General features: G+C 71.9%; 22 protein-coding genes. 13 read left to right on the top strand and 9 right to left on the bottom strand.

The features are described from left to right. Positions 1 to 92: 92 nt before the first annotated feature. Both ACH4XV_RS33615 and ACH4XV_RS33610 read right to left on the bottom strand, forming a co-directional pair. Positions 93 to 848: a hypothetical protein gene (locus ACH4XV_RS33615; protein ID WP_395796102.1), complete on the bottom strand. Its 756-nt coding sequence runs from the start codon at positions 846 to 848 to the stop codon at positions 93 to 95. A 331-nt stretch (positions 849 to 1,179) separates the two neighbouring features. Next, on the bottom strand, positions 1,180 to 1,545 hold the full coding sequence (locus ACH4XV_RS33610) for a hypothetical protein (RefSeq protein ID WP_395796101.1): 366 nt from the start codon (positions 1,543 to 1,545) through the stop codon (positions 1,180 to 1,182). Between the two features lie 251 nt (positions 1,546 to 1,796). On the opposite strand from ACH4XV_RS33610, the gene ACH4XV_RS33605 reads away from it, so the two are divergent. After that, positions 1,797 to 2,153, top strand: a complete 357-nt coding sequence (locus ACH4XV_RS33605) for an ArsR/SmtB family transcription factor (protein ID WP_380009505.1) — start codon at positions 1,797 to 1,799, stop codon at positions 2,151 to 2,153. A 119-nt stretch (positions 2,154 to 2,272) separates the two neighbouring features. After that, positions 2,273 to 3,640 carry an MFS transporter gene (locus ACH4XV_RS33600; RefSeq protein ID WP_395796107.1) on the top strand — a complete coding sequence of 456 codons (1,368 nt, stop codon included), beginning with the start codon at positions 2,273 to 2,275 and terminating at the stop codon, positions 3,638 to 3,640. 10 nt (positions 3,641 to 3,650) lie between these two features. On the opposite strand, the gene ACH4XV_RS33595 is transcribed toward ACH4XV_RS33600, so the two are convergent. Further along, entirely contained in the window at positions 3,651 to 4,280 is a 630-nt protein-coding gene (locus ACH4XV_RS33595; RefSeq protein ID WP_395796100.1) for a DUF4396 domain-containing protein, read from the bottom strand. 233 nt (positions 4,281 to 4,513) lie between these two features. Between ACH4XV_RS33595 and ACH4XV_RS33590 the strand changes: the two genes are divergently transcribed. The 3 genes from ACH4XV_RS33590 to ACH4XV_RS33580 all read left to right on the top strand — a co-directional run bounded on the left by ACH4XV_RS33590 (position 4,514) and on the right by ACH4XV_RS33580 (position 6,980). Continuing rightward, complete coding sequence (locus tag ACH4XV_RS33590) at positions 4,514 to 4,921, top strand: DUF6153 family protein (RefSeq protein ID WP_395796099.1); 408 nt, start codon at positions 4,514 to 4,516, stop codon at positions 4,919 to 4,921. A 103-nt stretch (positions 4,922 to 5,024) separates the two neighbouring features. Next, positions 5,025 to 5,723: a DUF305 domain-containing protein gene (locus ACH4XV_RS33585; RefSeq protein WP_395796098.1), complete on the top strand. Its 699-nt coding sequence runs from the start codon at positions 5,025 to 5,027 to the stop codon at positions 5,721 to 5,723. A 405-nt stretch (positions 5,724 to 6,128) separates the two neighbouring features. After that, on the top strand, positions 6,129 to 6,980 hold the full coding sequence (locus tag ACH4XV_RS33580; protein WP_395796097.1) for a C40 family peptidase: 852 nt from the start codon (positions 6,129 to 6,131) through the stop codon (positions 6,978 to 6,980). A 12-nt stretch (positions 6,981 to 6,992) separates the two neighbouring features. On the opposite strand, the gene ACH4XV_RS33575 is transcribed toward ACH4XV_RS33580, so the two are convergent. After that, entirely contained in the window at positions 6,993 to 7,442 is a 450-nt protein-coding gene (locus ACH4XV_RS33575) for a hypothetical protein (protein ID WP_395796096.1), read from the bottom strand. Between the two features lie 607 nt (positions 7,443 to 8,049). Here ACH4XV_RS33575 and ACH4XV_RS33570 point away from each other — a divergent pair. Further along, the gene (locus ACH4XV_RS33570) at positions 8,050 to 9,459 is read left to right on the top strand and encodes a DUF6895 family protein (RefSeq protein ID WP_395796095.1); all 1,410 of its coding nucleotides are present in this window, start codon (positions 8,050 to 8,052) and stop codon (positions 9,457 to 9,459) included. 5 nt (positions 9,460 to 9,464) lie between these two features. Here ACH4XV_RS33570 and ACH4XV_RS33565 read toward each other — a convergent pair whose 3' ends face one another. The 5 genes from ACH4XV_RS33565 to ACH4XV_RS33545 form a co-directional block, all read right to left on the bottom strand. Beyond that, a complete protein-coding gene (locus tag ACH4XV_RS33565) occupies positions 9,465 to 10,988 on the bottom strand; it encodes an NAD(P)/FAD-dependent oxidoreductase (RefSeq protein WP_395796094.1) in 1,524 nt (507 codons plus the stop codon). Further along, the gene (locus ACH4XV_RS33560) at positions 10,985 to 11,269 is read right to left on the bottom strand and encodes a (2Fe-2S)-binding protein (protein ID WP_395796093.1); all 285 of its coding nucleotides are present in this window, start codon (positions 11,267 to 11,269) and stop codon (positions 10,985 to 10,987) included. The genes ACH4XV_RS33565 and ACH4XV_RS33560 overlap by 4 nt, the downstream gene beginning before the upstream one ends. Continuing rightward, positions 11,262 to 12,431 carry an NAD(P)/FAD-dependent oxidoreductase gene (locus tag ACH4XV_RS33555; RefSeq protein WP_395796092.1) on the bottom strand — a complete coding sequence of 390 codons (1,170 nt, stop codon included), beginning with the start codon at positions 12,429 to 12,431 and terminating at the stop codon, positions 11,262 to 11,264. The genes ACH4XV_RS33560 and ACH4XV_RS33555 overlap by 8 nt, the downstream gene beginning before the upstream one ends. Beyond that, positions 12,431 to 13,351: a dihydrodipicolinate synthase family protein gene (locus tag ACH4XV_RS33550; RefSeq protein WP_395796091.1), complete on the bottom strand. Its 921-nt coding sequence runs from the start codon at positions 13,349 to 13,351 to the stop codon at positions 12,431 to 12,433. The genes ACH4XV_RS33555 and ACH4XV_RS33550 overlap by 1 nt, the downstream gene beginning before the upstream one ends. Positions 13,352 to 13,765: 414 nt before the next feature. Then, the gene (locus ACH4XV_RS33545) at positions 13,766 to 14,302 is read right to left on the bottom strand and encodes a helix-turn-helix domain-containing protein (protein ID WP_078980568.1); all 537 of its coding nucleotides are present in this window, start codon (positions 14,300 to 14,302) and stop codon (positions 13,766 to 13,768) included. 487 nt (positions 14,303 to 14,789) lie between these two features. Between ACH4XV_RS33545 and ACH4XV_RS33540 the strand changes: the two genes are divergently transcribed. The 7 genes from ACH4XV_RS33540 to ACH4XV_RS33510 all read left to right on the top strand — a co-directional run bounded on the left by ACH4XV_RS33540 (position 14,790) and on the right by ACH4XV_RS33510 (position 22,236). Continuing rightward, entirely contained in the window at positions 14,790 to 16,460 is a 1,671-nt protein-coding gene (locus tag ACH4XV_RS33540) for an ABC transporter substrate-binding protein (protein ID WP_395796090.1), read from the top strand. Between the two features lie 109 nt (positions 16,461 to 16,569). Continuing rightward, positions 16,570 to 17,565, top strand: a complete 996-nt coding sequence (locus tag ACH4XV_RS33535) for an ABC transporter permease (protein ID WP_395796089.1) — start codon at positions 16,570 to 16,572, stop codon at positions 17,563 to 17,565. Further along, positions 17,562 to 18,482 (top strand): ABC transporter permease, encoded by a 921-nt coding sequence (locus tag ACH4XV_RS33530; RefSeq protein ID WP_380009462.1) that lies wholly within the window; start codon positions 17,562 to 17,564, stop codon positions 18,480 to 18,482. Before ACH4XV_RS33535 ends, ACH4XV_RS33530 begins: the two co-directional genes overlap by 4 nt. 17 nt (positions 18,483 to 18,499) lie before the next feature. Beyond that, a complete protein-coding gene (locus tag ACH4XV_RS33525; protein ID WP_395796088.1) occupies positions 18,500 to 19,555 on the top strand; it encodes an ABC transporter ATP-binding protein in 1,056 nt (351 codons plus the stop codon). Continuing rightward, a complete protein-coding gene (locus ACH4XV_RS33520) occupies positions 19,552 to 20,553 on the top strand; it encodes an ABC transporter ATP-binding protein (protein WP_395796087.1) in 1,002 nt (333 codons plus the stop codon). The genes ACH4XV_RS33525 and ACH4XV_RS33520 overlap by 4 nt, the downstream gene beginning before the upstream one ends. Next, the gene (locus ACH4XV_RS33515) at positions 20,550 to 21,743 is read left to right on the top strand and encodes an amidohydrolase family protein (RefSeq protein ID WP_395796086.1); all 1,194 of its coding nucleotides are present in this window, start codon (positions 20,550 to 20,552) and stop codon (positions 21,741 to 21,743) included. Before ACH4XV_RS33520 ends, ACH4XV_RS33515 begins: the two co-directional genes overlap by 4 nt. A 46-nt stretch (positions 21,744 to 21,789) precedes the next feature. Next, positions 21,790 to 22,236 carry a DUF4440 domain-containing protein gene (locus ACH4XV_RS33510; RefSeq protein ID WP_395796085.1) on the top strand — a complete coding sequence of 149 codons (447 nt, stop codon included), beginning with the start codon at positions 21,790 to 21,792 and terminating at the stop codon, positions 22,234 to 22,236. Positions 22,237 to 22,322: the final 86 nt, after the last annotated feature.

Raw genomic sequence — 22,322 nt, 5'->3', positions numbered from 1 at the left:
AGATCACCCCGGGTCATGCCGTCCGGTCTACCGCATTTCCCCGGACGCCGAGGCCGGAATGACCCGATCGTGATCCGAACTCAGAACAGGCCCTAGATGAGTGGGCGGCGGCGGGTGGTTGTCGGCCAGGGGTGGTGGGGGAGTGGGGTGGGGTCTATCGCGAAGACGCTGCGGCCGGAGGTGGCTTCGCCGATGCCGCCGCGTTTGATGACGCGGTAGTGGATCTCGGCGCTGCTGCCCTCGCAGGCGCGTACCCGGTCCAGGGGGATCTGCGCCGAGCCGTCGCCCCGGGCCCGTTCGACGGTGAAGCGGGTCTCGAACGGCTCGACGCCGGACGGTCGTGGGGTCCAGGTGACGACGACGGTGTCGCCGCTGTCGACCGGGACATCGTCGTACGGCACGGTGACGGTTGCGCCGCGCGCGTCGAGTCGGTCCAGGCTGATGTGTCCGTTGTTTGCCTCGGTGACGTCGGCGAAATCGAGCAACGGCGGGTATTCGCTGACGCATTCGACGACGGCGCCGGTGGGCGCCTCCAGGGTTCTGCCGTCCGGTTTGATCAGCCGGTAGGTCACCTGCACGGCCGCGCCCGCGCTCCAGCAGACCTTGGCGTGCGGGAGGGTGACGTAGACCGCGCCGACCCGCGCGACGGCGGTGTGTACCTCGAACGCCCCGACGAGGGTGGGGGATCGCGGCGCCCACGTCACCACGAGGCCGTCGCCGGGCCCGCACACCGCCGCCGGGGCGGTGATCCGTACGGTCAGGTCGCGCCGCCCGTGTCGATCGAGGTCGACACGATCGTCGACGGCGTCGCACACCTGCGGCGGTGCCAACAGCTCGCAAACGGACACGGTGAACGTCCCTTCCACGAACGAAGATCACATGTCGACCACTTCGCAGCGTAACCAGGAAAGCATCCGGTAACACCTCGTTGCCGGAATGAAGATGCCAGGTCGAGATCTTGGGAGCGCTCAGGGCTTTGCCGGGTTGTCACACGCGTGTTCCCGTGCCTCAGGAGGGTTCGCGGGTTGGGTCGGTGTCGGTGTCGGTGTCGGCATTTGCCTTGGTGCCGGTGTTGTTGTCGACGCCGCTGTTGGCGCCGCGCGGTCGCGGGCGTCCAGCAGGGCGCGTTCGCGGCGGTCGGAGTTGAGGATCGCGCGGATGAGGTAGGGGTGGTCGTGGTCAGGTCCGACTGACGCACGACTCCCGGGTGTCGGGCGGATCCCGGGGGACGGTCGAGGACGTGACGGCGCGGAGAGTCGCGTGCGCAGCCGTGGTGTCGAGTTCGGCGGGGGTGGGGGACGATCGGGGCGGGACGACCGGGCTGCCGGTCAGTACGGCCGCGCAATGGCGGTCCCCGGGACGGCAGTCGGCGCCGAGCGCGCCGTGCGGGGAACCCGGGTCCGGGTGTCCGGCCGGTGCGGCGGCCATCGCGGCGGGGGCGCCGAGCGCCGGGATCGGCGCGGCGGCCGCCTCTTTCGCGCCGGACGTCCCGACCGGGCCGACCGTCGCGCACGCCATGAGCGGGAGCAGCAGCAACGGGATCACCCGACGAAGCCCACGGCCACGGGTGCGGCCACGGTCGCGTCCACGGGTCCGGCCGGCGAAATCCCTTGCGCAGAACCGCCCTGCGGCGGACGAATGACCCAAGCGCGGACCCCGCCGTCCCGAATCGCGACTGCTGCTCGATCGAGCGGCCGGCCTACCTCCTACGCATCGTAGGAGATGTGGCGGCGCCCCCGTCTCGGCGGAGCCGTGGCGTTCGGTCGCGGCTCCGGGATTCGCCCTACGATGTGCGCATGAGTACGGGCGAACGACACGCAGGTGCCTCGATGACGCAGGAGTCGGCCGCCGCTGAACGCCTGGAGGTCGCCGCTTCGGTCCTGGCCCTGCTCGCGGACCGTACTCGGCTCGCCCTGCTCGACCGGCTCGGCCGGGGTGAGGCCGACGTCACGACGCTGACCCGGGACTGCGCCGCGCCGCGTCCCTCCGTCAGTCAGCACCTCGCCAAGCTGCGGTTGGCCGGCCTCGTCACGGCCCGCAAGGACGGGCGCCGCGTCGTCTATTCGCTGCGCCACGGCCATCTGCGGCGGCTGGTGGACGAGGCGCTCCAGGTGGCCGACCACACGATCGGCGAACTGCCGCCGCACGACTGACGCGTGCGGCCTCGGGCCTCGGGCGGGATTCGTGATGATCAACGCGTGCATGTGTACGCACATGATGAGTACGCTGGTCTCGCTCCTCGACGCCGCCGAACGGGACGAGGCCGATGCCGATGCTTGCCGTGTTGCGAAATCGCACCTATTGCCGTCTGTTCACCGCGCAGGTCGTCGCGCTCGTGGGTACCGGGCTGGCCACGGTCGCACTGAGCCTGCTCGCCTACGACATCGCGGGAGCCGATGCCTCCGCCGTACTGGGCACGGCGCTCGCGATCAAGATGGTCGCGTACGTCGTCGTCTCACCCGTTGCCGGCGCGCTCGCGCATCGGGTCTCCCGCCGGGGCCTGCTGGTCGCGATGGACCTCGTCCGTGCCTTCGTCGCGCTCGCGCTGCCGTTCGTCACCCAGGTGTGGCAGATCTACGTGCTGATCCTGCTGCTCCAGGGCGCGTCGGCGATCTTCACGCCCACGTTCCAGGCCGGCATCCCCGAACTCCTGCCTGAGGAAGGCGAGTACACGGCGGCCCTGTCGATGTCTCGGCTCGCCTACGACCTGGAGAGCCTGTTCAGCCCGGCGTTGGCCGCGCTGCTGCTCGAACTGGTCTCGTACCACTGGCTGTTCGCCGGTACGACAGTGGGCTTCGTTGCCTCGGCCACCCTGGTCGTCTCGGTCGTGTTGCCCCGGCCGGCGCCGGTGGAGCGGGCCGAGGGTGTGCGGGGTCGGTATGCGCAAGCGGGCCTCGGATTCCGGCTGTTCCGGGAGACGCCGGGGCTACGGGCGCTGTTGGCGCTCGATCTGGCGGTCGCGGCGTCGAGTGCGATCGTCCTCGTGAATACGGTCGTTCTGGTTCGGGAGCACTTCGGGCGGAGCGCGGGTGCGGTGTCGCTGGCCCTGGGCGCGTATGGCGGGGGTTCGATGGTGGCGGCCCTGCTGCTGCCGCGCCTGCTGCGCCGTTTTGCGGATCGGGGCGTGATGTCGGCCTCGGCCTGCGCGCTTCCGGTCGTACTGGCGGCCGTCGCGGGGGTGACGGCGGCGGCGCCGAACACGCGGTCGTGGGTGCTGCTGCTGGTCGCGTGGGCGGCGATCGGCGCGGCGTGTTCGCTGGTGCTCACCCCGGCCGGGCGGGTGATTCGGCGGTCGGCGGGGGCCACGGACCTGCCCGCCGCGTTCGCCGCCCAGTTCTCCCTGTCCCACGGGTGCTGGCTGGTCACCTATCCGCTCGCCGGATGGTTGGCGGCGGGTGCGGGTATGCCGGTCACCGCGATGGTGTTGGGCGGCATCGCCCTGGCGGGAGTGGTCGGTGCGGCGGCGTGTCAGCCCCGTCGTGGAGGTACCGAACTCGTACACGTGCACTGCGACTTGCCCGCCGACCACCCGCACCTGGCCGATGCCGTGCCGTCGGCCGACGGGTGGCGGCACCGGCACGCGTATGTGATCGACCGGCACCACCACCCTCGGCCCGACGTGCTGTCGGAGCGGGCCTGAGGGGGCTCGGTCAGTGGTACGCGTGTACGACCGCGTGGCCCTTGCCGCGGGCGATCAGCCAGCGGTTGACCGGGACGGTGATCACGAAGGCGACGGCGAACGACAGCGCGAGGCTGGCCCAGAAGAGCAGGTCGCCGAGTCCGGCGTGCATCGCGCCGGGCACGAGCATCATGACGCTGTTGTCCATCACCTCCATGACGATGATCGACACGGTGTCGGCGGCGAGCGCGACCTTGACGGCCTGGCGCAGATCGACGCCCGCGCGCAGGACGCCGCGCATGGTGAGGCCGTATCCGAAGACGAACGCGAGGACGACGGCGGTGATGATCGTGGCGAGGTTCGACCAGCCGAGGGCGGTGCCGATGATCATGCCCAGGACCTCGCCGATCGCGCAGCCGGTCAGGCAGTGCAGCGTGGCCGCGGCCGCCATTTTCCAGGAGGCGGGGTCGTGGCCTGCGTGGTCGTCGTGGCTTTCGTGGCTTTCGTGGTCTTCGTGACCTCCGTGGTGCTTTTCGTGACCTCCGTGCTCCCCGTGCTCCCCGTGGTTGTTGCCGTCGTCGCCGTGGCCGCCGTGTGGGTGCTCGGAGTGGTGGTGTTCCGAGTGTTCGTGTCCGGCGGGTGATTCGTGGTGTGTGGTCATGAATGTCTCTCCCGTGTGTACTTGCGGCGCGACAGCGCTCGGCGAGTTTACGGGCAGGGGGTATGCGTGACCAGAAGATCATTTCATCGGACCCCATTGGTCGATGTGTTGCTCCTGGGCCTAGTCTGGATACCAACGTGGGGTATGGGCGACGCGAGGCGAAGGGTGGGTACGTGGCGGCGCGGACGGCGGGACCGGTGGCACGCGCGCCGCGTGGCATCGACCGTGTCCTCGTGCGTGGCCTGCTCCTCCTGCTGCTGACCCTCGGCGTGATGGGCATGCACACGCTTGGCCATCCGGCGTCGGCGGTTGCGCCGGGGGCGGCGACCGAGGCCGCGGATGCGGTCGGTGCGGGCCGCGGCGTGATGGAGCCGATGGCGCCCGGCCATCACGGCGCTTGCCCGGACGGCGACTGCTCCACCGACGGCGGCTCGCACCATGGCTCCGACCCGACCACGATCTGTCTGGCCGTGCTGCTCGCCGGCCTCGGCGTCGTGGTGGCCGCCCTGGCCGTACTCGCCCTGCGTCGCGCCCGGACCCGGCGCCGACGTCGGCCTCGGGCCCGACTGGCGGCGTTCGTACTGGGATTGCCGCCGCCGAGGACACCCGATCTCGCCTTCCTGCGAGTGCTGCGCATATAGGCCGACGCCCGGTCCCGGGCCACGGCCGGGGACTTCGCGCCCTGTTTCGCATCGCCGAGCCCGCCGTACGGGCGGGCCGCGCACTCCCAGGAGAAGCACGACCATGAAGCGATTCACCCGTACCCGTACCCGCACCCGTACCCTCGCGCTGACCGCCGCCGTGTTGTCCGGTGCGCTCGTCCTCGCCGCGTGCGGTAGCGACGACAAGGACAAGTCCTCGGCGAAGGCGTCCACTTCGGTGTCCGCCCCGGCTGCGGCGTCCGCCCCCGCCTCGGCGTCGGCTTCGGCCCCGGCGTCGGCGGGTGCGTTCAACGACGCGGATGTGATGTTCGCGCAGATGATGATTCCGCACCACGAGCAGGCCGTGGAGATGGCCAAGGAGGCGCCGGCCAAGGGGGCCGACACCGAGGTGAAGAAGCTCGCCGCGACGATCGAGGCGGCGCAGGCCCCGGAGATCAAGCTGATGAAGGGCTGGCTCACCACGTGGGGCAAGCCGACCTCGGCTCCGGGTGGCATGAACCATGGCGGCGGCATGATGTCCGAGGCGGACATGACCGCGTTCAAGGCGTCCACCGGCGCCGACTTCGACCGGCGGTTCCTGACCATGATGATCGAACACCACAACGGGGCGATCGCCATGGCGGAGACGGAACTCGCCCAGGGCGTCGATCCCGCCGCGCGCAAATTGGCCGAGCAGATCAAGAGTTCGCAGGCGGCCGAGGTGCAGCAGATGCGGCAAATGCTCACCGCCATGGGCGGTAGCACCCCGAGTACGCCGTCGATGCCCGGCATGAACCACTAGCCGGCTCCGAACCCCGCCGCCGTTCCTCCGCCGCCGAATTCCCGCGCGGCGAGGGGCGGCGGCTCCTCGTGGCGTGCGACGTCGGCGCCGATCGTTACACGGCGGTGCGGTCGGCCGTGTCGGGATCGATGCCGTCGGCCGGGGCGGACGCACAGTGGTGGGCCCCTGCGGCGTGCCCGAGCGGCGCCAACGCGAGCAGGGCGGGACCGGTGAGCAGGACGACGGCCGGCGACTCTGCCCCGCCCCGGACCGGCCCTCCGCAACCACGAGCGCAACGCCCGCCGAAGAGGCGCGGCCCCCTCGGGAAGGCTCTCCCGGCAGGCTCGACCCGACCGTCATCCCTGCCCGCTGCTGCCGGCCGGTTTTCGCCGAGTAAGGCGCTCGTTTCGTCGGGAGCGTCGGGTCTTGGAGCCCCGCACGCCGGCGGCGGCCGACCCGGCGACTCTGACCAGCCCCGCACCGGGCACCCGCAACCACAAGCGCAACGTTCGCCGGAAGTGCCCGGCCCACTCGGGAAGTCTCCTCGGCGGACTTGACCCGAGCCTGCGGCTGTTGGCGGCCGAGGACCCCCGGGGATTCCTGAACCGCATCTCCCTCGATCGCCAACTGAGCGCGCGGCAGCAGGAGGTACTGGGTCTCGTGCTGCGTCAGCGGCGCGAACTCGACCAGGAACGCCGGGAAGTCGCCGAGCGGACGGCGGAACTCGACCGTACGCAGCGGGAGATGACGGCGCGCAAGCAGACCGTCGAGGCCAAGCTGCGCCAGGCGCAGGACGTCGTCAACCGGCTGTCCGGCGCCGACCGGGAGCGGTTGCGCCGGGAGGAGCGGGCGGAACGTTACGGCAAGGCCGGTGTGGCCGCCGCGGCGAAGCGGCAGTACGAGACGGCGTCCCCGGCGACGTCGGACCGGGCAGCCGCCGCGGTACAGGCCGCCTACGCGCAGCTCGGCAAGCCGTACCGCTGGGCCGCCACCGGCCCCGACTCGTTCGACTGTTCGGGGCCGACCCGGTTCGTCTGGCGGACGGCGAACGACTCCCTGCTGCCGCGCACGTCCCAGGAGCAGGTCCGGGCGGGCAGGCCCGTCGCCAAGTCCGAACTCCGGCCCGGGGAACTGGTCTTCTTCTACTCGGACCTGCACCACGTCGGCATCTACATCGGCGGCGGCAAGATGATCCATGCCCCCAAGCCCGGCTCGAACGTCGAGATCCTGTCCATCGACGTGCGCGGCATGCCGCACATGACGGCCATCCGCCCGTAACGCCGCCCTCGCTCAGTTCGGAGTCGGGGTCGTGGTGGCGTCGCTGTCGTCGACCCGGCGGACCTCCGGGGCCGGCCACTCCTCGAGGGAGTAGCAGACGGCGAAGTCGTCCACGTCCATCCAGCCCACCGCATGGCGTGGGTCGTCCTCGGCGTCGGCGATCAGGATCGCCGCCGTGCCGTCGCGCGGATGGGTGCCGTGCGCGTGTCGGACGCCGAGGACCAGGACCAGGTGCGGCGAGAAGTCGGCGTTCGGCTCGAACTCCTCGCGTAGTCGCCAGGTTTGGCCCGGCGCGGCGATCAGCCACGGCGAGAGGTCGGCGACACGGTCGCAGGCCACCCGGGTGGCCGCGGCCGGGTCGAGGTGGTCGTCGGTGATCAGGGCGTCGATCCAGGCGTTGACGAGAGCTCCGGCGCCGAAGGCTCCGAGGAGATGGTCGATGCGCTTGTCGTTGGGGTTCATTGTCAGAACCCACGAGTGTGGACGGGGTATTGGTTCTCATCGGATCGATTGGGGGTGGGATCGGGATCCTGATGGGTGGTACGAGTGGTGTACATGAGGCTCGGCGCTTCCTGTGGGGTCGGTCGACGGCGGGTGGACTGCCGGGCGGACGATCGTGGACGTCCTCCGTGGGTGTGAACCGGAACGGACGCCCGGGTATGCCGGGGTGGGGCGACACGATGGTGCGGATGACGTCCGCGTGTGGTTCGCGCGCGGTCCGGGTGGGACCGGCGCGCGCCCCGCGTGCGGGTGGGGCGGCGACGTACGGCCCGATCGCGAGCGGTTTGTGCCGCCCCGGCCGCGTTTGGCCGGCCGCCGCGGTCACAGCGGCCACCCATGGTCGTGCATGGTTCGCCCATGAGTACGCAATACGAGGCGATTTGCTGATTTACCTGACGAACTGCCCACGGCGGTGTCAAGCTTGAGGGTCCGGATGGAGGAACACCAACGAATTGGCGGGGGATCCGATGGGTGAGTGGGGGCAGGGCGTGGAAATCGGTCGGATCCGGCCGGTGGCGAGCGAGGACGGTGCCGGCGTGGGTGCCGGTACGCAGTCCGCCGAGCGGGCGTGATCCCGGAACCGCGGGGGGCCGAGGTCCTTCACTCGACCCCCGCCCGAGACGCCGCCCCCGAGACCGCCCCCGACGCCGGCTCGATCCCGGCGAGCCGCGCCGCGCGTTCGGCCGGCAACGGCGCCGGCCACCCCGACGACGCGCCCGCACCCGCGCCGCCCCGCCGTCGACTGCTCCAGGTGCTCACCCTGGCCGAGTTGGGCCTCGAACGCCTCGACCGGCAAGGCCCCCTCCCGGGGCCGGCGGCTCGCCCCGACCCCGACCGCAGCGCCACCGAGCAGTTCGTCGTGGAGACCGCCCGCCTCATACTGATCGCCGACCGGATCCCGCACCCCGCACCGGAGATCCGATCCGCGCTCCACCGCATCGCGACCCTGCTGGCCCCACTCGCCCGCACCCCCGAGCGCACCGCGCTGCTCGTCCGACACCCGCGCACCGCCGTGCCGTTCGGCATCACGCATCTGGCGCTGGAGCAACTCGGCTTCCCCGACTCCCACTTCGCGGCCACGCTGCGTCGTGCCTTCGCCACCGGCCAGGTCGACGCCGTCGAACGGCCGCCGCACCGCCGCCTCGAGGCGGCCTGGCTGCGTGCCCAGTGCGGCGGCGAACCGGTCGACCACACCGCGTACCGCCAGGGCTCGATCCTGGCCGCACACCCGCACCCGCTGTACATGAGCCTCGCCGACGTGCACGCGCTCACGCACACCCTGTTCCACCTCACCGACTTCGGCCGCCGCGCACTCCCCGACGAAGCCGACCCGATCGAGCTGCGCCGCATCCTCGACGCCTGCCTGCTCTGGCAACTCTTCGAGGAAAACGCGGACCTGGTGGCGGAGTTGCTGACCGCCGCGCTGCTTGTGCCGGGTCCGGTGTCGCGCACCGCGCTGCTGTGTCGGGACGCCATCGACGCGTTGTGGACCGAGGTGGGGTTCCTGCCCGGCCTCGGCCCCGGTCCCAGCCACGGCCCCGATCCCGACCGGCAGCCGACGCTCTTCGGCACGCCCACCGGCTCGGAACGCGAGACCTACGCCTTCCGGCACGACTTCCCCACGATGTACGCCGCCGGCCTCATGCACGCGGTGGCCCTCGCCCGCGCGCCGCACGACGTGTGGGCGCGGCCCGGGGCGCCGGCCGACCAGACGGGGGTCGGCGTGTACTCGGACCGATGGCCGCTGTGGATCCGCCTCGTCACCCGCGACGGACCGGGCCTGCCCGTGGCGTCGGCCGCCGAGGCGGCGATCATCCGGGCCGGCCGCAACGGCGCGTACGCCGAGATGGAGAACGCCCTCCTGTCGGCCCCCGCACACGGCGTCTCCCCGCTCACCGTCGCCCACGCCCGCGACCTGCTCGACCGCCACCTCACCAGCGATCGACCCGACCGACCCGACATCGACGCGCGGAGATGACGCCGCTACCTCACCACCGGCCCCGCGTCCGTCGGTGATTCCGCCGTCGTGGTGGCGTCGTGTGCGCGCGCCAGCGCTTCGACCGGGAGCGGTTTCACGGGTGGGCGGGCGGTGAAGGCGCCGATCCTCTCTCTCGGCAAGCCGGTTTCCCGGTGCAGGAGTTCGAGCAGGGCCGGGCCACACATCCGGCCCTGGCAGGGGCCCATGCCGGCGCGGGTGATCAGTTTGACCGCGTCGGCGGTGTCCAGGCCCGGGTTGTCCGCGAGCGTGCGGCGGACCTCGCCGAAGGTGATCTCCTCGCAGCGGCACAGCACGGTGTCGTCGTCGGCGAGCGCGTGCAGCCCGGCCCGGTGCGGTGCGCACGTGTGGTCCAGGAACGCCGCCATCCGCCCAGTGGAGGCCAACTCGGCTTCGATGGACCGCAGTTCCCGGTCGTATGTGGCGGACTCGAGCAGGCCCAGGCTGCGGCCGATGTCGAGGCCCGCGCGGCGTCCGGTGGCCACGGCGTGTTCGGCGCCGGCCACGCCCGTGAGTTCGCCGGCCGCCCAGATGTGCGGCAGCGACGTGCGCATCGCGTCGTCGTGGTCGAGCACCCAGCCGCCGGCCGGGCCGTTCCAGTGCGCCGCGCAGCCCGCCTGGCGAGCCAGTTCGGTGGAGGGGACGAAGCCGTAGCCGGTGCCCACGGTGTCGCAGCCGACGGTGCGGGCGCTGCCCGGGACCGGGCGCCAGTCCTGGTCGACGCGGGCCAACACGGCGGCGGTGACGTGCTGTTCGCCCTCGGCCCGCAGGAGCAGGGTGCGGGTGTGCACCGGTACGCCCGCCCGACGCAGCGTGCGCAGCGCGGCCAGGCCCTCGGCGACCTTGGCCCGGTTGCCGGGCAGCGCGGCGACGGCGCGGATCAGGTCAGCGGGGGCGGGCAGGTGCTGGGCGAAGGCGACTTCGGCCACGTCCGCGCCCGCGCGCACCAGTTGCGCGGCGGCGATCAGCAGCAGCGGGTGTGCGCCGGCCAGCACGATCCGCCGACCGGCGAGCGTGCGGTGGCCCTTGAGCAGGGCCTGGATGCCGCCGACGGTGAGAAAGCCCGGGAGGGTCCAGCCCGGGAGCGGTACCGGCAGGTCGTAGGCGCCGGCGGTGAGCAACAGGGCGCGTGGCAGCAGGACTTCGACCCCCTCGGGGCCGTGCACCGCGACCCGGGGTCCGGTCGGGACGGGGGTGCCGGGCGGCGCCGCCCAGCCGTCGGGCGCGGTGCGGGTGGCGAACACGCCCCAGGCGGTGGTGTGGTGGGCGAAGTCGATGCCCGGATGCGCGGCGGCGCGGGTGAGCAGCGCGCGGCCGGCCGCGTACGCGGGGGCGGAGAGCGGGTCCGGGCCGGGGTTGCCCGGGTCGGGGCGGCGCCAGATCTGGCCGCCGGGGCGAGGCTGTTCGTCGACGACCAGGACCCGGGCGCCGTGCGTGGCTGCGGTGACGGCGGCGGCCAGCCCGGCGGGGCCGGCGCCGACGACGAGCAGGTCGGGGGTGGTGGTGTTCATCGGGCTTCCTCGCCGGTGGTGTCCACGGTCATGCCGGCGCGTACGGGTTCCTGGCAGGAGCGGATCAGGGGCGCGCCGTCGACGGTGACGGTGCATTCGAAGCACACGCCCATCCCGCAGTAGGCCGCGCGCGGCCGGCCGGCGCGGTCGTGCCGGGTGACGGGTTCGTCGATCGCGATCAGCGCGGCGGCGAGCGAGCGACCGCCCGGCACCTCGCGCGGGACGCCGTCGAGGGTGATGGTCACCTGCCCCGGACGGCCGGAGGGGGAGTGGTCAGACAAAGTTCAACGCTCCGAACCGTGCGGGGGAGTAGTCGTCCAGGGGCAGGGCGGTACTCCCGGTCAGGATCTGTTCGGCGAGCAGGCGGCTGTAGGTGGGGCCGAGGGTGAAGCCGGATCCGCCGGTGGCGACGTACAGGTCGGGGCGGCGCGGGACGGCGCCGAGCAGCGGGAGTTGGTCGGGGGCGAGCGAGGTGGCGCCGGACCACACGCGCAACACAGGCAGCCGCTGTACGGCCGGCACCACGCGGGCGGCGTCGGCGCCGGCGAAGACCGAGTCCAGGCGCAGTTCGGGGCGGGCGTCCAGGTCCAGGGTGCCGGCGTGCTGGACGAACTTGGCGGCTCGGCCGCCGCCGATCAGGATGTTGCCCTCCGCGCTCTGCTTGAGCGAGAGCCGCCGGCCGGCGTGTTGCACCAGGTGCGGAACCAGTGGCCGGGTGGCGGCGGTGACGGTCATCGTCAGCGCGACGGGGACCACGGGCAGCCGGATGTCGGCCATCGCGGCGACCTCGGCGGTCCACACGCCGGCGGCGACGACCACGGCGCGCGCGCTCAGGCGCGGGCCGGCGGCGGTGTCGGCGAGCCAGTGCCGGCCGTCGTGGCGCAGCGCGGTCAGCCGCACACCGGTCTCGATCCGGGCGCCGAGCCGCCGTGCGGCGCGGGCGTAGGCGTGCGTGACCAGGCGGGGGTCGGCCTTGCCCTCGCCGGGGCACCACGCGGCGCCGACGACCCGCTCGGACAGGTACGGGGCCAGCTCGTGCGTGGCGCGGGCGTCGAGGAGTTCGACGTCGAGGCCGTGGCTGTGCTCCAGGTGCGTCTTGTGCGCGAGCAGGGCCAGGTCCTCGGGGCTCTCGGCGAGCATCAGGCCGCCACCGCGGCGCACGCCGCACGGTTCGCCGAGTTCGTCCTCCAGGCCCGCCCACGAGTTCATCGCGTCCAGGTGCAGCGGCAGTGCCTCCGCGGCGCGGGCGGCGACCGCGTGGCCGTGTTGGATCATCCGGTATTCGAGTTGGAAGTGCAGGCTGCCGGCGTTTTGGCCGGAGGCGTGCCGGTTCAACTGGTCCTTCTCGATCAGATGTACGCCGGCGCCGCCGCGGGCGAGGTGGTAGGCCACCGCGCAGCCGAGCAACCCGCCGCCGATGACCAGGACTTCGGTGCGTTCCATCAGGAGACGAGTCCCAACTCGGCGAGGGTGGCGTGGACTTGGTCGGCCTCGGCGACGGTGAGCGGAAGGAGCGGACGGCGCGGGTGTCCGGCGGGCACGCCGCGCAGGGTGAGGGCGTGCTTGAGGATGGCGGGGGCGCTGGCGAAGCGCGGCCCGTAGTCGCGGGTGAACCACGCCTGCATCAGCACCCGGTCGCGGGCGCCGACGGCCAGCGCCGCGGCCTCGTCGCCGGCGGCGAGGTGGGTGAAGAAGGCGGGGTGGTCGCGGCCGAGCACGGCGCCGGCGCCCATCAGGCCGTCGCCGCCGATGCCGCGCATCAGGGCGGCGCCGACCGCGTCGGTGGTGATGCCGAAGTAGCGCACCCGCTCGTGCAGGGCGACCAGGCCGCGGACGAAGCCGCCGAAGTCGCCGGTGGAGTTCTTGATCGCCACCACGGTGGGCAGGTCGGCAAGTGCGGTCAGGGTGTCGGTGTCCAGGTCGACGCCGGTGCCGCGCGGCCAGTTGTACACGCACAGCGGGATGTCGACGGCGGTGGAGACCTCCTCGTAGAAGGCGATGGTCTCGCGCGCGTTGGGCACCACGTACGGCGGCGGGGTGAGCAGGATGCCGTCGAGGCCGGCGGCCCGGGCGGCGCGGGCGTGGCCGATCGCGGCGGTGGCGGTGTAGGCGTTGCAGCCGCCGAGCAGGGTGTATCGGCCGCGGACCCGGCGGGCGGCGTGGGTGAACAGGGTGGCGCGTTCGGTCGCGGTGAGCGTGTACCACTCGCCGGTGGTGCCGGCGATGACCACGCCGTCCAGGCCCTCGGCGGCGAACCATTCCAGTTGTTCGTCCCAGGCGGTCAGGTCGAGGTCGCCCTGGGAGGTGAAGGGGGTGGTCACGGCCGGTATGTAGCCGTGCCAGTCGACGGTGGTGCGGTCCATGCCCTCGATCCTTTCGGGGACACAAACCCGGGATCCGACACACGCGGGCCGTTCGGCACCGGTGGGCCTGGTACGTGCGCTCCGGCCGTACGGCGCGGTCGGCCGGCGCGTCCGGGGTGTGGGGGAGCGACCACACCCCGGACGCGCAAGCCGACCGCGCCGCGCGAAACGGAGCCCGCACGTCGCGGGGCGTCGAGGGGACCCGCGCCTACGGCGACGGGTGTACCCGCGGGCCGTACGGCGCGGGTGCCACCCATGCCGTACCACCTCGGGAGCACCCGAAGTCGCGATGGTCCGAGAGCCCCGCCGCGCTACGGCGACGGGTGTACCCGCGACCACCGGCCCGCCGGGACCGCCCGCCGCGCTACGGCGTGGGAAGTACCCGCGTTCCGATGCCCCGGGCGCACCCGCGCCTCACGGCATCGGCGGCGTGACCGCGACCAGTAGCCGTGCCGGGGCGTCGGAGTTGTTGACGAACCGGTGCGGCAGACGCGAGTCGAACGTGATCGCGTCGCCCTCGTGCAGGTGGTGGACGCGACCGTCCACCTCGACGTCGAGTTCTCCGGCGAGTACCGTGGCGCATTCCGTGGAGGGATGGCTGTACGGCTCGTCGGAGGAGGCCTGGCCCGGCTCGATGTCCGCTTCCAACACTTCCAGATCACCCGTTCCGGGGGTGAGCCTGGAGTAGGTGATGTGCTGACGGGCGGCACCGAGCCGCATGCGCCGCTCACGCGTGGTGACAGCCACGCGCGGTACGTCGGGGTCGTCGAACAGGGTGGCGATGGAGGTGTCGAAGACGCGGGCGAGCTTGCGCAAGGTGCTCAGGCTCGGTTCCGCGGCGCCGTTCTCCAACTGGCTGAGCATGCCCGCGGAAATACCGGCTGCGGCGGCCAACTGACGCAAGGTCAGATCGTGCGCCTGCCGTAGTTCGCGCAGTCGGTCACCCAGCATGTCCGATCCCGTTCGCTTCGCTGCCGAGTACCCTCGACTCGTGGATCCTGGCTTGTGCTATCGACTTGTTCAACGTGATTGAACGCTTCGGGGCGAAGATAAGCACGGTGCCGATCCCCCGTCAAGATCGATTGGCTCGGTGCGGGGGTCAAGCACGCCCTCCCGGCGTACCGCGAGCGAAGTACGCGTCGGTGAAAGCGGGTTCGCCGCTCCCCGGTCGCCGCTGTCGGCATTTGTCCCCGACAACGCCTGTGAGCAGTCATCGAGCAGCCGGCGAGCAGTCATCAAAGCGTTATCAAAGCGGAGAATGATCGCTCCATGTGGATCCTTGATCACCAAACATAAATTTTTGGTCCCACATGTCGAGATGTGGAAAAAAGTCATTGACCACCACCTCGGCCCGCGCCTACTTTCGAGCCCACCGTTCAGCCAGATCAAACACTCGGTTCCGTCATCGGCCGATCGGGTGCCTTGAGAAAGGTGCGCCATGCAGGGCAATCAAGCCATCGGGGACAACAGCGGCAGCACGACCGCGGGCAGGTCGGCAGGCAGCAGATCCGCCCGCCGCCGGGCCGTGCGACGCGCCGCCGCGCCCGTCGCGGTCACCGTGGCCGCCGCCATGATGCTCGCCGCGTGCGGCGGCGCGAAGAAGAACACCGACGACAAGGGCGGAGGCGGCGGAGGCACCCTCGTGGTCGACACCTCCTTCAGCCTCAAGACCGCCGACCCGGGCCGCACCTTCGAGCCCACCGGCATCATGGTCACCCGGCCCGTCTACGACACGCTGCTCACCTTCGCCAACGGCGACGTGACCAAGCCCGTGCCGCTGCTCGCCGCCTCCTACGAGGTCTCGCCCGACGCGAAGACCTTCACCTTCCCGCTGCGCTCGGAGGCCAAGTTCTCCGACGGCACCCCGGTCACCGCGAAGGATGTCGTCTTCTCCTTCAACCGGGTCAAGAACCTCAAGGGCAACCCGGCCTTCCTGCTGGACGGCGTGACCGCCACCGCCAAGGACGAGCACACGGTGGTGCTGACCACCGCGGCCGCCGACCCCGCGCTGCCCTTCCGCATCGCGACCCCGGCGCTCGGCGTGGTCAACTCCAAGACCGTGGCCGCGCACGGCGGTTCCGACGCGGCCGGCGCCGACCAGGGCGACAAGGCCGAGCAGTTCCTCAACGGCGACTCGCAGGGCAGCGGTCCGTACAAGATCACCAAGTACGACGTGTCCACCGAGGTCATCCTCACCCGCAACGAGAACTACTGGGGCGCCAAGCCCAAGTACGCCAAAGTCGTGGTGCGCAACGTGCCCGCGAACACCCAGCAGTTGAACGTGCTCAGCGGCGAGAGCCAGATCTCCCTCGACATGTCGCCCGACCAGGCGGTCAAGGTCAAGGGCCAGGCCCAGGTGCTGCAACAGCCCACGCCCACCACCGCGTTCCTGTTCACGAACGACAACCCGGCGATCTCGCCGACCACCTCCAACAAGGACTTCCAGGAAGCCGTGCGCTACGGCCTGGACTACAAGAGCCTGTTGGACGTGGCCGGCGCCGGATCCGCCCAGGCGGCCGGGATCGTGCCCAGCTTCTTCACCGGCGCGCTCGACCCGGGCAAGGCCGTCCAGCGCGATATCCCGCGCGCCAAGGCCGCGTTGGCCAGGGGCGGGCTGAACAACCCGAGCGTCGACCTGTACTACGCGTCCGATGTGACGATCAACGGCATCAACTTCGGCGACCTCGCCGCCCGGGTGCAGGCCAACCTCAAGGAGGTCGGCATCACCATCAACCTCAAGCCGGCCCCCACCCAGACCGCGCTCGACTCGTACCGCAACGGCTCCGAAGCGATGGGCCTGTGGTGGTGGCAGGCCGACTACCCGGACGCCAGCGACTACCTCGCCTTCACCCCCGGCGAGCTGGTCAGCCTGCGCGCCGGCTGGAAGGCCGAGGCCAACCCGGAGGTGTCCGGCCTGGCGCAGAAGGCCAAGACGGCCACGTCCGACGCGGAACGTGTGACGGCCTACAAGCAGTTGCAGGAGTCGATGAACAAGATCGGCCCCTTCATGCCGCTGCTCCAGCCCGCCCAGGTGATCGCCGCGAACAACTCGGTCAAGAACCTGCGCTACAACCCGATCTGGTACATCGATGTCGACAAGCTCGGCTGACCCCACCGCCCGACCCGGCACTTCCCCGGCGGCCGCATCCCCCACGGGGGGTGCGGCCCCCGGGCCCCGGGCCGCGCGCGGCTCCCACCCCTTCGCCAGGTTCGTCCTGGTGCGCCTGTCCATCGGTCTGCTGCTGTGCGTGGGCATCACCATCCTGGCCTTCGTACTGACCCACTCCGTGCCCGGCGACCCCGTCGCCGCGAACCTCGGCGACCGGGCCCAGAACGACCCGGCCGCGGTCGCCGCGTTCAAGGAGAAGAACGGGCTCAACGACTCGCTGCCCTCGCAATACTTCACCTACCTGGGCAACCTGCTGCAGGGCGACATGGGCACCTCCCAGCAGACCCACCGACCCGTGTGGGACGACCTGGCCGACAAGGTCCCCGCCAGCATCGAACTCGCGCTGTTCGCCATCGTGTTGGCCCTGGTGATCGGGGTCGGCCTGGGCATCGTCGCCGCCGTCACCCGCAACGGGTGGCCGGACCGGGTGATCCGCGTGGTCAGCCTCGCGGGCGTGTCCATGCCCGTCTTCTGGCTCGCCCAAGTCGCCTTCTACGTCTTCTCGTTCAAGCTCGGCTGGATCCAGGCGGGTGGTCGGCTCTCCCCCGGCGCGATCCCCCCGGACGAGATCACCGGCCTCTACACGCTCGACTCGCTCCTGGTCGGCGACACCGGCACCTTCGGTGAGGCCTTCTCCCGGATGATCCTGCCCGCCTGCGTGCTGGCCGCCTTCAACATCGGCGTGCTCACCCGCTTCACCCGCGCCGCCGTACTCGAAGCCCTCGGCAACGACTACGTGCGCGCCGCCCGGGCCAAGGGACTTCCCGAGAGCACGGTCATCCGTCGGCACGTGCTGCGCCCCGCGCTCACCTCGATCCTGACCGTCGCCGGACTCACCTTCGGCGGCATGCTCGCCGGCACCGTGCTCGTCGAGAACGTGCTGTCGTGGCCGGGGCTGGGCCAGTACGCCTACAAGAGCGCGCTCAACCTGGACCTGCCGTCCATCATGGGCGTCTGCCTGTTCGTCGCGGTCGTCTACGTCGTGATCAACCTCCTCGTGGACCTGCTCTACGGGGTCATCGACCCGAGGATTCGCCTCTCGTGAACGCCACGCGCCTGTTCCTCGGCGATCGGCTCGGAGCCGACCGCACCCCCAGTCCGGACGACGACGCCCCTCGGCGCAAGCCCCGGCGCGCCGGGAAGTCGCCCTGGCGCAGCCCGTTGGCCGTCACCGGCCTCGCCATCATCGGCGTCTTCCTGTTCGCCGCCGTGTTCGCCTCGCTGATCTCCCCCGAGGACCCCCTCGCGCAGAAGTGGCCCAAGTACCAATCCCCGTCCGGGGACCACTGGTTCGGCACCGACCAACTCGGCCGCGACATCCTGTCCCGGGTCATCCACGGCACCCGGATCTCGCTGCCGCTGGCGCTGCTCCTGGTGGTCCTGGCGATGGTCATCGGTACCGTCCTGGGCGCGGTCGCCGGGTACTTCGGCGGCTGGATCGACATGGTCGTCATGCGCTGCGCCGACCTGGTGCTCGCCTTCCCGGCGATCATCCTGGCCATGGCCGTGGTCGCCGCGCTCGGGCCGAACCTGACGAACGCCGTCCTCGCCGTGGTGATCGTCAGCTGGCCGACCTACGCCCGCGTGGTACGCGGCCTGGTACTGACGCTGCGGCAATCGGACTTCGTCCAGGCCGACCGACTCCTCGGCGCCTCCGGATGGCGCGTCCTCGCCGTGGACCTGCGGCCCAACCTGGCCGGTCCCGTCGCCGTGCTCGCCGCGCTCGACCTGGGCAACGCGGTACTGCTGCTGTCCGGACTGTCCTTCCTCGGCCTGGGTGCGCAACCGCCCGCCGCCGAGTGGGGCGCCATGGTCAACGCCGGATCGGCGAACTTCGACGCGTGGTGGGTCGCGGTCTTCCCCGGCGCGGCCATCCTGCTCTCGGTGCTCGCCTTCAACTTCCTGGGCGACACCCTGCGCGACGCGCTCGACCCGCGTACGGCCCGGGCGATTCGAAAGTGACTCCGAAAGTGACGGAGATGAACGAGAACCCCGCTTCGCCGCCCGCCGCCTCGACCCGCGAGACGTCGATACCCGGCGCGGAGCCCGTGCTGGCGATTCGCGACCTGGTCGTCGAACTGCCCGGCCCCGACGGGAGTCCGCTGCGCGCCATCGACGGCGTCGACCTCACCGTCGGGCGCGGCGAGATCGTCGGCCTCGCCGGCGAGAGCGGCTCCGGCAAGACGATGACCGCGCTCGCCCTGCTCGGCCTGCTGCCGCAGGGCGGCACCGCCGCCGGGCAGATGCTCGTCGAGGGTGACGACGTCCTGAAGATGACCCCGCGTCAGGTCCGCGACCTGCGCGGCAACCGGGTCGCGATGGTCTTCCAGGACCCGATGACCTCGCTGCACCCGATGCTCAGCGTCGGCAAGCAGCTCACCGAACACCTGCGCCACCACAAGAAGTTGGACAAGCGCGCGGCCAACGCCCGCGCGGTGGAACTGCTCACCACGGTGCGCATCCCCGACCCCGAACGGGCGCTCGGCCGCTATCCGCACCAGTTCTCCGGCGGCATGCGCCAGCGCATCGCGATCGCCATCGCGCTCGCCTGCGACCCGGCGTTGCTGCTCGCCGACGAGCCCACCACGGCCCTGGACGTCACCGTCCAGGCGGGCATCCTGCGCCTGCTGGACCGACTGCGCCGGGAGAACGGCCTGTCCGTGCTGATCATCACGCACGACCTCGGCGTGATGTCCGCCCTCGCCGACCGGGTCAGCGTGATGTACGCGGGCCGCATCGTGGAGAGCGGGCCGCGCGCCGACGTGCTGCGCGAACCCCGACACCCGTACACCCGGGGCCTGTTGGACGCGCTGCCGCACCCGGACGGGGGCAACGCCGCGCTGGTGCCGATCGTCGGCTCGCCGCCCAAGCTCGGCCAGGCGCCCAGCGGTTGCGCGTTCCACCCGCGCTGCCCGCACGCCGTGGCCGCGTGCGCCGAGGAGCGGCCGAACCTGCTCGCGCTGACCCCCACCCACGCCGGCGCCTGCCCGATCGACCCCCTGGCCGTCACCGCCTCGAAGGTGGGTACCCCATGACCGCGCTCTCCACCTCCAACCTCACCGTCACCAGCAAGGACGTCGGCCTGCGGCTGCACGACCTGTCCGTGACCTACCGCTCGCCGGGCCGCCCGCACGTGCGCGCGGTGGCCGGGGTGAGTCTGGCGGTGGCCCCGGGGCAGGTGGTCGGCCTGGTCGGCGAATCCGGCTGCGGCAAGTCGACCCTGGGCAAGGCCGCGGTCGGGCTGCTCAAGCCCGCCGCCGGCCGGGTCACCTTCAACGGCCGGGCGGTCGACACGCTGGGCCTCAAGCCGCGGCCGAGCGACCAGCGCGGCCTGCAAATGGTCTTCCAGGACCCCTACGCCTCGCTCAACCCGCGCCGCCGGATCGGCGAACAGATCTCCGACGCCGTGGTGTTGGCCGGCGGCACCCGCGAACGCGGCCGTGAGACGGCCCGTGAACTCCTCGAACGCGTCGGCCTGGCCGCCGAGTTCGACGACCGCTTCCCGCACGAGTTCTCCGGCGGGCAGCGCCAGCGCATCGCCATCGCCCGGGTGTTGGCGGCCGAGCCGTCGTGCATCGTCGCCGACGAGCCGATCGCCGCCCTGGACGCCTCCGCGCAGGCGTCGGTGGCCAACCTGTTGCTCGACCTGGCCCGGGAGCGCAACGTCGGCCTGCTGTTCATCTCGCACGACCTGTCCATCGTGCGGCAGATCGCCGACACCGTCGCGGTGATGTACCTGGGCACCGTGGTCGAGAGCGGCCCCACCGCGCAGGTGTGGGACGACCCGCGCCACCCGTACAGCAAGGCGCTGATCTCCGCGGTGCCGCGCGCCGACGGCAGCGGCGAGTTGCCCGTCGACCTCCCCGGCGACGTCCCCGACCCCGCCTTCCCGCCCACCGGCTGCCGGTTCCACCCGCGCTGCCCGATCGCCACCGACGCCTGCGGGGTGGACGAGCCCGCGCTGGTGGAATTCCTCCCGGAGCGCAGGGCCGCCTGCTCGATCCTCGCTCCCGCTCTCACGAAAGTCGGGTGACCGCACCCATGTGGTTGACCAACTGTCACGTCGTCGACGTCGTCACCGGCGAGGTCCTGCGCGATCGCAGCGTGCACATCGACAACGGAGTCATCGTCGAGGTGGCCGCCGACGCGCCGGCGGACGCGGACGTCCACGACCTGGGCGGGCGGCACCTGCTCCCCGGGCTGATCACGTGCCACTCGCACATGTCGATCGTCTTCCCCTTCTCCGAGACGCGCGAGGACGAACCGGCCGAGTTGACCGCGTTCCGCGCCGCGCAGCGGGCCGCCGACGCGCTGCACGCCGGGGTGACCACGATGCGGTGCGTGCACGAGCAGAACCGGATCGACTTCGTGCTGCGCGAGGCGCGCGCCCGGGGCTTCATCCGCGCCCCGCGCGTATTCGGCGCCGGGCGTGCGCTGTCCACGCCGGGCGGTCATGGCGAGGGCTCGGACTGCGTCTACGTCAAGGGCGCGGACGCCTTCTACCACGCCGCCATCGGCGAACTGGAGGCCGGCGCCGACCACATCAAGATCTTCATCAACTCCGGCCTGGCCCGCGAGGGCGAGGACTTCGAGCACGCCGAGATGACCGACGCGGAGATCGCCGCCACGGTCAAGGCGGCCGACGAGCACGGCGCCTACGTGGTCGCGCACGCCGGCGAGTCCGCCGCGATCCGCCAGGCCGTCGAACTGGGCGTGCGCTCGTTCGAGCACATCTACGCCCTCGACGCGGAGACCGCGCGCCTGCTCGCCGAGCGCGAGGCGTTCGTCACCCCGACGCTGTGCGTGACCAACTCGCTGGGCTGGATGCGGGACAACCACTTCGACGAGGGCTCCGTCGTCAACGCCAAGAACGCCATCGCGCCGCACCAGGAGAGCTTCCGGCGCGCGGTCGAGGCGGGCGTACAGCTGGTCAACGGCACCGACGTGCCACCCGGCGACCGGGTCGACGGGGTGTCCGCCGTCGTGCACGAGATGTACCTGATGGCCAAGGGCGGCCTGGACAACCTGCGCGTGCTCCAGGCGGCCACCGTCACCGCGGCCCGGCTGATCCGGGCCGAGGACCGGCTCGGACGGATCGCCCCCGGCTACGCGGCCGACCTGATCGCCGTCGACGGCGACCCGCTGAGCGACCTCGGCGCGATGGGCCGGATGTCCTTCGTGATGCTGGAGGGCGAGGTCGTCCGCGAGGACGTACCGGTCTGACCTCCCGCGTGCCGCCCGACCGCCCTCTCCGATAGGACCCGCACCGATGACCACCCCTGTCACCTCCCGCGACGCCCACCGCCCTGCCGGGTCGGCCGAGGACCGCGCCGCCGTGTGGAGCGCCCTGCTCGACATCTACGCCGGCTTCACGGCCGGCGACCGGGAGCGGATCGACCGCCGGATCCACCCCGAGGCCACCATCTGGGACTCGGCCACCCCCGAACTCCTGTTCGGCCGCGCCGACCTGGACCGCATCCGGGCCGAGCGCCCGGTCGGCCCCGACGCCCCGGTGGTCACCGGGATCCACGCGAGCGACGAGGTGATCGACATCTGGGACGACACCGCCCTCGCCCGCTACAACCTGCGCGTCGACTTCGCCCCCGCCGCCGACGGCACCGTCCTGCCCTCGGAACACATCCGCAACACCGCCGTGGCCCGCCGCTTCCCCCAGGGCTGGCTCGTCGTCCACAACCACGAGGACGTCCTCGGGTAACCCCCGAACACCCGGCCCGGGTAACCCCGCATGCCCGGCCCGGACGGTCCCCGCCGCCCGAGCCGGGCGGCGGGGCTGCGCCGGCA

Source organism: Embleya sp. NPDC020630, from assembly GCF_044334985.1.
GTDB lineage: Bacteria > Actinomycetota > Actinomycetes > Streptomycetales > Streptomycetaceae > Embleya.
The sequence above is the reverse complement of the archived record's forward strand: the minus strand, read 5'-3'. Positions and strand labels throughout refer to the sequence as shown.